Below are 9,504 nucleotides of genomic sequence, written 5' to 3'. Positions count from 1 at the left end.
AGTATCAGTGCTGTTACTGCTCCCGATATGGCTTTCCTTGACCTTAGATATCTTCTTCCATACCTCATCTTTCTTCTGATATATCATCTCGAATGATCTATATAAATATTCATGAAAATATAGGTAATCTTGAACCTGCTTATTTAATCGTGAGAAGGTGTGGAAAATTGCTTTAGATATATGCGGATATTCGTTCTACTGATTGGCTTGGACGAAATGCAGGCCTGCCTAATGAGGAACATTAGTACTTTGTGTAGGTTTCGCTCAGAATTCTCTAAATTATGCACTAATCAGAGGATAGAAATTAATCTAAACCGCTAGTGAAGGCATTTTATGTGAGGGTCCTCGTGGAGTCCGTATTCTCAAAGGAGGTCATTTAGGTCATTCTCTCCATAGGAGGCAGGAGTAAAAGCACGTTTAGCAAACTCGCGTATGGTCCGAGAGGGACCCAAGTCACGACCACTATAACCTTTCCTCCTCCCAGAACTCAGGCTCTCGTAACCGTGAACCATAAGGACTCCTTCCACTAGTGCTTTGTGTAAGTTTTTATAGTGTATATCTATAGGTATACTAACCGAATGTCGATTAGATACTCATGGCCACAAAATCTTGGTATTACTTAATATTAAATATGCCTTTACCTACAGCAAAGAAATACTACTTCTAAAATTACTTTTTACTATTAGACTATAAAATTGAATTAATGTTTTCCTTGTAATGTCGTTATATTAGCATGATCAAGTTTCTAGGAATTGAATGCCGAGTCGCGAACCATAAGGTGAACATATGCAAGTTTGACTACGTTCTGCTTTCCCTAGAAGCCCGAACATCCTTGTACATGAACAAAAGCCATTTATCGTTCAGGGAGGAAAACTCATCCAATCTAGAGGCCTAGCGCGTCCAACTACGTTCATGGATAGAATGATTTACTTTAAGTAATTTAATTCATGTACATAAATAATTTATGAGGCATTTTTCCGGAGATCTTAAGCAATCTGTCAAAATCTCCCGACGGAAACTAATAGTCTAATCGAATAAACTTAATAAGATTCAACTGGATAAACAACTTTCAGATTTTAGCTTAAAAATCCTTTTTAACTGAGATCATTATATGACATATGACCTGGAAATTCAAGTCCGATAAAGTTGAAGTTAAAGACGTACCAATCTGTGTGGTGGATGAGATAGAAGAGAGTCCCAAGTTAAGGGAACTCTTCGCAAGAGCTGGCATAAGAACCGGTCATGGAAGTCCCGCCCATAGGTTGGTGAGCGAAGTCGTAATAAAGGTGTTTCAGGAGAGAAAGGAAACTTTACAGGATGTGATATCTAAGTGGAATGTGAAAGGAATAGATGAGATATTGAAAGAAATTGAAGAAGAGGCTAGGGAAAGGGGGATTATAAAGTAACTATTTTCTAGGCGTTTAAGCACTCTTGATATAGACAGGGTATAAGATCATCCTCCCCAAATATTATTCGAACCTGAACTTTACCTTTCCATCCTCAAGGTAAACTGTTGCGCTGAACCTTTTCCCCTTCCTTGACCTGAACCCCCTCATCTTAACCTCCTTTCCCTGGAAGAGCGCCTTTGCCTGCCTGAAGGTGATTCTCTTTCCCGCAATCTCCCTCCAGACCACGCTCCCGCAACTCCTGCACTTCCACCCCCTGGAGAAGCCCTCCACCTCTCCTCCGCACTTGCACACAATCTTTGCCCTGGGGAGGTTCTCGTCCAGAAACCTCTTCACCTCCTCCATCCCACTCCCCGTGAGCTTAACCCCCAGGTCCCTAGCCAAGCTCCTGGCCAGTCTCAGCATTTCCGGGGTTGCCCTCCTCTCCACCTTGAATACCCTGCTCATAAGCCTCTCCACCTCCTCCCTCGTGAACCTCTTTATCCCCTCCAGGAACTCCTGATACCCTCTCTCCCCCTTTCCCTTCACGTATATCTCCTCGAGCATCCTCTCCCATTCAGCGGTCATGTCGGGGCTAACAACCTTGCTGTCCCCCAGCTTGTCCACCAGTTCCCTCCCCTTCTCCGTGCTCACCAGACTCTTTCCCCTCCTCTCCACGTAGTCCCTCTCGAGGAGGGTCTCAATTATCCCGGCCCTGGTTGCAGGCGTGCCCAGCCCCAGCCTCTCCATCTCTCGAAGGAGGGAGGCCTCAGTGAACCTTGCGGGGGGCTTGGTCTCCCTCTCCTCTTCCCTGACCCATTCCTTCCTCACCTCACCCCTTGGAATAACCAGGGGTTGATCCTCGTGCGGGTATAACTGCATCCATCCCAGCTGTAAGTTCCTCTTCCCCTGAACAAGGAAGAGCTCCTGACCCAGTCTTATCCAGACCCTCTGGAGCTCATACACGTAATCCTCAAGGAACGCCCCCACGAACTTCCTGTACACCAGGTCATACACCTTCCTGTGAAGGGAGGGAAGGTTCTCAGGTGGCCTGTCAAGTGGAATGATGGCGTGGTGGTCAGTTAACTTGGATGAGTCAAACACCCTCTTTCCCACCTGGTCCACCCTGGGCACGAGGTCTGACCTTCCGAGCTTCCTCAGTATGTCCCTGGCCAGTTCCCTGTTCCCCTCCCCCAGGTACCTCGCGTCCGTCCTGGGGTAGCTCACCAGTTTCCACTCCTCGTAAAGGGACTGGGCAATGTCTAGAGTCCTCTTGGCGGAAAGCCCGAAGAGAACGTTGGCCTCCCTCTGCAGCGAGGTGAGGGAGTGAAGAAGCGGGGGTTTCTCCTCCTTCCTCTCCTGTTCCACCCTCTCCACTCTCCCTCTCTCCACCCCGCTCAGGGCCTTCACAACCCTTTCAGCCTCCTCCCTTCCCAGCCTCGCCTCCTCCCCGTTCCTGGTCATGATCCCCTTCAACCCGCCCTCAAAGCTGGCGAGGACCACGTAGTAGATCTCGGGTTTGAAGCTCTCTATCTCCCGGTCCCTCCTCACTATCATGGCCAGGGTGGGCGTCTGCACCCTTCCCACGCTCCAGACCTCTCCCCCTCCCGCCTTCAGTGTGACGAGCCTAGTCAGGTTGATGCCCACTATCCAGTCGCCGTTCTGCCTGGCAAGTGCGCTGTAGTAGAGGCTGTCAAACTGGGAACCGGGCCTCAATCTCCTGAACTCCCTGAGCACCACGTCCCTGGTGAGGGCCTCTGAAGTCCAGAGCCTCAACACTTTCCCCCTGTACCCTACGTACTCAAGGAGCTCCCTCACAATGAGCTCACCCTCCCTTCCTGCGTCACCGCAGTTCACCACCACGTCAGCCCCCTCCAGCAATTTCCTCACCACCCCGAACTGGCCCTCCTTCCCCTTGATCACGGTGTACTGGAACTTCTCAGGAAAGATGGGGAGGTCCTCCAGGGACCATTTCTTTGGCGCTATCTCCCCAATCTCCAGGAGATGGCCGTAGGTCCACGTTACCAGGTATTCCCCAACCTCAAGGTAGCCCTGTCTCCTCACGGGCCTTCCCAGGGCCCTGGCTATGTCCAGCGCAACGCTGGGCTTCTCGGTGATCACTAGCTTCATGCGCGACTCTTACCCTTGGCGAAGGGGAGATGAAGCTGATAATGAAGGGCTATGAGGAGGTCCCTCTCCGTCACTATCCCCTTGGCCCTCCCCTCCTTGTCCAGGATCAGGAGGGCGCCGATCCCCTTGGTGATAAGGAGGGCTGCTGCCTCATTAACGGACCTGTCCTCCTCCACTGTCACCACTGGGGTCTTCATGATCTCCCTGATCCTCCTTCCGAAGAAGAGCTCCGGCTCAAGTTTCTCCACCGCCTTCGCTGCCGCCTTCACGGCATCTGCAGCTGTGACCATTCCCACCACTTTCCCGTCCTCGTCCGTCACAGGTAGCCTTCTGAACCCTCTCCTCAGCATCATCCTCACTGCCTGTTCCAGGAGGGTGTCCCGGAACACGGTGTTAACCCTGGGCGTGACGAAACCTGACACTGAGAACATGGGGTCTAGGTCCTGAAACATGAGGAGGAAGTCCCTCTCCGTAACCAGCCCCACGGGCCTCCTCAACGCATTAACTACGGGGAGGGAGCCGAAGTTCCTGGTAACCATGATGGTGATTGCCTCGAGGGCGTCCTGATCCTCGCCCACAGTCATGGGGTTCACGGTCATGTAACCTGAGGCTTGGGTTACCCCCATCTTGTAGAGGTCGGCCTGTGTGCACGCGGAGGGGCAGAAGCTCATGAGGATGGAGAGGAGATCCCTCGTGGAGAGGATTCCCTTCACCACCTCATCTGCCACGATAACCCTTCCCAGTCCACGGTCGTTAACCCTCCTGAAGGCCTCCTTGAGTCCGTCGGTTACGGAGATCACTGGAGGATTCGGGTTCATCAACGTTTTAACTATCATGGGATAATCTCGTGATTATACCTAAAAGGATTTCCTGTTAAATGGTCAGCGCGTCCCCGTTAACCTTGTTAAGATGGAGCAGGCATTTGACTTTATTCAGCGTGGATCGTCCACATGGTTCCCTGAGAGATCCGTGAGGATGGCCCAACCCTGTACCGCCCTGAAATTGGCAAAGTCATCTGTTGACAGGTGAAATAGGCTTCTTTCGTCTCAGTGCGATTCCTGAAGTTCCACATTAACTTCCTTATCTTGAAAATCAATGATGACTCTTCTAGAAATTCTGCTCATAAGATTGATGGACATAAGAACCGAGTCTGACCTATACCCAGGTATTAATGCTCTGACTACATACTTTAATCCGTCGAGGTAAAGTTCTAGATCCACTACACATGCCTTCACTTCACCTGAAGTTATTCTTAACGTGGTGATGTCATTACAGCTTTCCAAGCCGAGCTCACGGCTCGCCCAGGGTGGAATTAGCAGGTCGTAGGGTCCGCTGAAACCTGTATCAAGTATAAGGAAAGTTCGTAATTGCCTATCCCCTATCCTAAGGGCCCCTTCGATTCCAATACGTGAGAGTTCATCAAATCTCCCCTTGATCAACCTTTTTCAGCCTCGACAATGCGTAGGCCATGGAACCCACTCCAGGTACCGCCGTGAGAATGATGCTCACAGCCATCCATGGGGTCAAGGAGAGAGGTGACTTCAATATGAATTCGTAGTTTTTATCGACTGAAATTATCCATTTTTTCTTTTTCGAATTATATATATGAAGAAAAGGGTAAACATGCTTGTAAAAGTCGAATACCTCGTAAATTGAGGGAACGGAGATGTATTGAGTGGAGACGTCCATATTACTCTCGCGCAAGTAATCACTTGACACCTTCCGTGTATGATAATTACCAGTTCCCAAATATTGTATAGTCGTTGAGATAAAATCCTTTCCCCGTCTTTTCGGTTCAGTTCCCTGAATCCTTGGCTTTCGAGGGCGTCAACAATAGATTCCAGCTTTGAGGGGGGCACGAACAATCTCAAATTTCCCTCGGCGGAAACAAAATCCTCAGAGAGAACATCCCTCTCTCCGTCCTCATACACGACCTCAGCCGGTAGAAATATGGCCAGCCCCCTTTCCGACTGTTGCATAGGAAATTATACGTCACGCGCTATATAAGTTGAGTGTGATGTTATGATGAACGGGTAAAATAGGTTCGGAGCCTACTGGTTTTCAGTTGCGGTAAGTGCCATGACCCAAAGTCTCCACGGTTTTTAACTGGGTTCGTGTGGGCCCTAGGTGCAAGAGCAGATCAAATTCTCCTTGTCGCGAATATGTGTCCTAGTCCAAAACCCTCCGTGTCCCCATTGTCGTATTAAGGAGCCTTTAACATGAAATACACCAAGCCGAGTCAGGCCCCTCCGTTGTCTTGCCAGTCATAAATCATGAAAGAGGAAGCTTTAGCTGAAGAGAAACTAGTTATACGCTTACCTCCACAGGTAAATTATAGTCATACTTCGCCACGTACAATACCTCCCTCCTAATCTGTTCCATGCTCACCTCTCCCCTTAGTCCCGAGAGGATGATCTCCCTGAACTCCTGAGGAACGTAGTCCATCCTGGGCTCCACGGAGTAGAAATCCTTCAGCGCATCAGCCCTCTTTTCGGGGGAAAGGATTGCCTCCTCCAGTTCCCTCTCCAGCCACTCCGGATAGGGGAAGTTGTTGGTTAGGGTTACGTACATGGACACTGCAAAGGAATACACGTCCATGCTGGTCTCTGCCCTCCCTCCAAACCTCTGCTTGGGATGGGCGTAATAGGGGGTGTAGTGAATCACCGGCGATCCAACCCTGATGGAGCTACCGAAATCCGAGAGCTTGGGCACCACCTCGCCCCTTAGGAGCTGGTTCTCCGCCTCCTCCCCATACCTGGAGAGGGCCCTGTCAAACAGGATATTGGACGGCTTTATGTCTGCGTGTACGTAACCCTGCTTATGCAGGTGAATCACAGCCTCCGCAACCTGGGAGTAGATCAGTGCCACCACCTCTCCCCACCTCACCGAGTGCCTCAATGACGAGTACTCCTCATCGGCGAGTATCCTCCTGAGATCACCCCCGGCCATGTACTCCATCACTATGGCAGGGGGAGAGCCGTAGTAGTCGGTCCAGTTCTCGTCTATGAAGTTGGCGAGGATCCTCACCATGTTCCTGGAACCGCTGGAGATCTCCTGCATCTTGGCGACCTCATAGAGGAACTCGTCCATTCTGTACTCCCTCTTCATCACCTTCATGGCGTACTGTTTCCCGTTCTTCTCCGCAAGGAGAACGTAACCCATGCCTCCCCTTCCCAGAACGGCTCTGATCTCGTAGCCGTACAGCACGTAGCCAATCCACTGATCGGGGTCAAACTCCTGCCTGGTTGCGGGGAGAGCCTTGGAGCAGGCCTCCACTACTCCCTCCCTGCAGGCATAGAGGTACTCCCTCATTGCGTTGGGAGGAGAGTTGAGCTCCTCAAATGCTCTCCCCCTGAGGTAGGCCAGGGGAGCGGTTCTCCTGATCCTCTGCGCTTCATCCAGGACATCCAGGGCCCTCTTGGGATCCTTCCTGAGAAGAGCTGATCCCAGGATAACCAGGTTCTGGAAGTTCCTGTTCCTGCGGAGGGCCTCCTCAAACATGTTTATGGCCTCATCCACCTTGTTCTTTCCCAGGTAATGGAAGCCCAGCTTCACCGCAGGTAGATCGTATGTGGGAATAACGTTTAGCGCCTCCACCAGAAGTTTGGGGTTGCCCTGCTTCTCAAACTCGGCTATCAGGGAGTTCGCCCTTGCTATGAGTTTGCCCTCAAGTTCCCTGTATTTCTCCTCCGAGAAGAAGGAGTAAATCTTCAGCGCCTCAAGTTCCCTCCCTGTCTTCTCAAAGCACTCCGCCACTGCAAGCGATTCCTCGGGATCCTTCTCCTTGAGGGAAGTGTAAAGGGAGATGGCCTCCTCGCATTTCTCGAGCTTGACCAGGGAGATAACTCCTCTCCTCTTCACCTCCTCGTCATCGTATCTCTCCAGGGCGAACTTAACCACGTCATACTGATCCATGGCGTCCATGATAGATCTCTTGTCACCTCTCAGGAATACTCTCCCTCCCACCACGTCATATGTGAGTCCCGGCTTCAGGGGAGGGGGATTGAACAGAATGCAGGCGGACTCAGAGGATTCCAGCACGGCCACGGATCGATCTAGCGAAGTCTCCTTCAACACTCCGGAGAAGACGGGAAGCTTGGAACAGTCGTGCACCGGAACCTTGGTGAACCTGATCCTGTTCCCTTCCTCAGATACCACGTAACCTATCACGGTGTCCTTGACCTTAATTTTCTCGTTTATCTCAGTAAGTGTGCCATTGGACAGCAGGAAAACCTTGTTATCCCGGATGAAAGCGTAACTCACATAGTAATACTTGTGGTAAAACCTTTTTTAAGAGAGGGCTTAATATTACCTGAGAGAACCTGGAAGATACTGTCTACCCGGGGCATAGAGACGTCAGGAAATCAGTACCTTTTCGACAATTACGCACCTCGTCGTGAATCGTAAGCCCCTGTTTGAATAGTCACCCCATTTCCCGTTAAAATGATTCAGACACCCACAGAAAACTCAGCCTTGTCTCCGTGGAAAGATGGAGAACTCCAGGTAAAGTCCAGATTAAGCTACATCATAGGATTGGGCTATCATCAGATCTGCCTCTGAGTCAAACTCCCTAAACTTGCTGACCTTATCCCATACCTCCTGTATAGAGTTCCCTATATTCACAAATACCCCGGCCTCCTTGTCCGATACTTCCCTGAACAGAGTGGACTGGAAGAACTTCTTAGCTATCTCAACCTTTTTTGTGAAAACGGCGTACATGATAACGCCCGATTTGTCCAGATCCACTATGGGAACCAGCCTTATGAACTCCTTCTTATAGAGATACCTCAGGTGCCTCCTAACGGTCTTGGAGGAGACCTTCAACCTCTCGCTGAGCTCCACAGGTGTCATTGTGGGGTTCTCCTTGAGGACTGAGAGAAGCCTGAGATCGAAGGTCGACGGGTTGTAGGGAGTTTGCTCGGGGATATAAACCATGGTTGGTTCTCCCAGCTTTGACGACATCTCATTAATCTTGGTCTTCAATCCCTCCCTGCTCTCCGCCTCTATCTCGTATACATTAACGTGCTCAATGCACTTAACCTTGAATACGTACTCCCCGTCCCAGTCTCTGGTGTTGGGAAAGGCCACGTAACCGTGATACTTCCCGTAAAAGTTGGGGTTAACGTAAAGCGCAACCCTCTTTATAATAAGGTCCTTGGCCATCCTCTCAACCCTGTAATTAACTGCAGGGGGAGATATGTTCAGTTCCTTTGCGATCTTCCTTTGCGAGTACCTGTAGTCCCTCATCAGGTACAGAATTATTTTCTTATTTACATCATCCATAAGTAACCATCCTAAAGTTATATAATATGGATTGCCCAAAATATACTTTTCGATTGTGACCAATTTTATTGAAGAAGATGGGGAATAATTGGACTATGCGGGGACTTTGAGGTTAGAATTCTATCCAGGAGTAAGGTAAAAGGTTACTTCACCCGTGAAATTCAGGTAACGGATTGATTTCCTATGGACGATGGCTGAATTATGTCGATTCCCATATCGCCAGCCATGGCCTTTACCCTATCGGGATACTTGTCGTGAATGAATGGAGTGATAACGAGGACTCTGGAAATCTTGACGTTCCTTACTCTCTCGTACAGTTCCCTTTTCCTCTTGATGACGGGCAAATCACCACGTTTCAATGAGGAAGTTATTTCCACCATCAAGATACTTCCGTCCCTCACTATCAAGTCGTACTCCACGTCAGAAGGCTCCCCATAGACCTCGCCTGTTTTGTCGTAAAGGACCTCCCTGGTCGCCTTGATGCCTTCACTTTCCATTATCTCCCTGACGCCTTCCCTAAAGGATTCCTCGCTGAGTAGGCCCCATCTTGCTCCAAGTCCTGTAATGACGACCTCAAGCCTTTTAATGTCGTCCTTGGTGGCGAAGTTCTTGGCGTCATCCTTCGTGAGGAAGTTCTTGGCGTCCTCTTTGGTTACCAGGTTTTTCAGGTCGTCCTTGGTGGCGAAGTTCTTGGCGTCCTCTTTGG

At 50.0% G+C, this 9,504-nt stretch carries 8 protein-coding genes; 1 reads left to right on the top strand and 7 read right to left on the bottom strand.

All coding sequences use genetic code 11. From position 1 onward, the window contains the following. Positions 1-1,118: 1,118 nt before the first annotated feature. Entirely contained in the window at positions 1,119-1,406 is a 288-nt protein-coding gene (locus L3N51_RS12010; RefSeq protein WP_238027456.1) for a hypothetical protein, read from the top strand. Positions 1,407-1,469: 63 nt separating this feature from the next. Here the strand turns inward: L3N51_RS12010 and L3N51_RS12005 are convergent, their stop codons facing one another. From L3N51_RS12005 to L3N51_RS11975, 7 genes are all read right to left on the bottom strand, one after another. Beyond that, positions 1,470-3,515: a type IA DNA topoisomerase gene (locus L3N51_RS12005; RefSeq protein WP_238027455.1), complete on the bottom strand. Its 2,046-nt coding sequence runs from the start codon at positions 3,513-3,515 to the stop codon at positions 1,470-1,472. Continuing rightward, positions 3,512-4,351 (bottom strand): CBS domain-containing protein, encoded by an 840-nt coding sequence (locus L3N51_RS12000; RefSeq protein ID WP_238027454.1) that lies wholly within the window; start codon positions 4,349-4,351, stop codon positions 3,512-3,514. Before L3N51_RS12000 ends, L3N51_RS12005 begins: the two co-directional genes overlap by 4 nt. Before the next feature lie 210 nt (positions 4,352-4,561). Then, a complete protein-coding gene (locus L3N51_RS11995) occupies positions 4,562-4,954 on the bottom strand; it encodes a hypothetical protein (RefSeq protein WP_238027453.1) in 393 nt (130 codons plus the stop codon). Continuing rightward, complete coding sequence (locus L3N51_RS11990; protein WP_238027452.1) at positions 4,935-5,219, bottom strand: hypothetical protein; 285 nt, start codon at positions 5,217-5,219, stop codon at positions 4,935-4,937. The genes L3N51_RS11995 and L3N51_RS11990 overlap by 20 nt, the downstream gene beginning before the upstream one ends. 603 nt (positions 5,220-5,822) lie before the next feature. After that, the gene (locus L3N51_RS11985) at positions 5,823-7,778 is read right to left on the bottom strand and encodes a protein kinase domain-containing protein (RefSeq protein WP_238027451.1); all 1,956 of its coding nucleotides are present in this window, start codon (positions 7,776-7,778) and stop codon (positions 5,823-5,825) included. A gap of 252 nt (positions 7,779-8,030) precedes the next feature. Then, positions 8,031-8,798, bottom strand: a complete 768-nt coding sequence (locus L3N51_RS11980) for a winged helix-turn-helix transcriptional regulator (protein WP_238027450.1) — start codon at positions 8,796-8,798, stop codon at positions 8,031-8,033. A 161-nt stretch (positions 8,799-8,959) separates the two neighbouring features. Continuing rightward, the coding region (locus L3N51_RS11975; RefSeq protein ID WP_238027449.1) for a PD-(D/E)XK nuclease family protein at positions 8,960-9,504 on the bottom strand (545 nt) is incomplete at its 5' end.

Source organism: Metallosphaera javensis (ex Hofmann et al. 2022) (assembly GCF_022064045.1).
GTDB classification, from domain to species: domain Archaea; phylum Thermoproteota; class Thermoprotei_A; order Sulfolobales; family Sulfolobaceae; genus Metallosphaera; species Metallosphaera javensis.
Note: the sequence above shows the minus strand (reverse complement) of the source record. Positions and strands in the feature narration are given on the sequence as shown.

Bases quoted from the DNA above. Each gene is read 5' to 3' on its own strand.
- L3N51_RS12010 (WP_238027456.1), top strand. From the start codon at position 1,119: ATGACCTGGAAATTCAAGTCCGATAAAGTTGAAGTTAAAGACGTACCA.
- L3N51_RS12005 (WP_238027455.1), bottom strand. From the start codon at position 3,515: ATGAAGCTAGTGATCACCGAGAAGCCCAGCGTTGCGCTGGACATAGCC.
- L3N51_RS12000 (WP_238027454.1), bottom strand. From the start codon at position 4,351: ATGATAGTTAAAACGTTGATGAACCCGAATCCTCCAGTGATCTCCGTA.
- L3N51_RS11980 (WP_238027450.1), bottom strand. From the start codon at position 8,798: ATGGATGATGTAAATAAGAAAATAATTCTGTACCTGATGAGGGACTAC.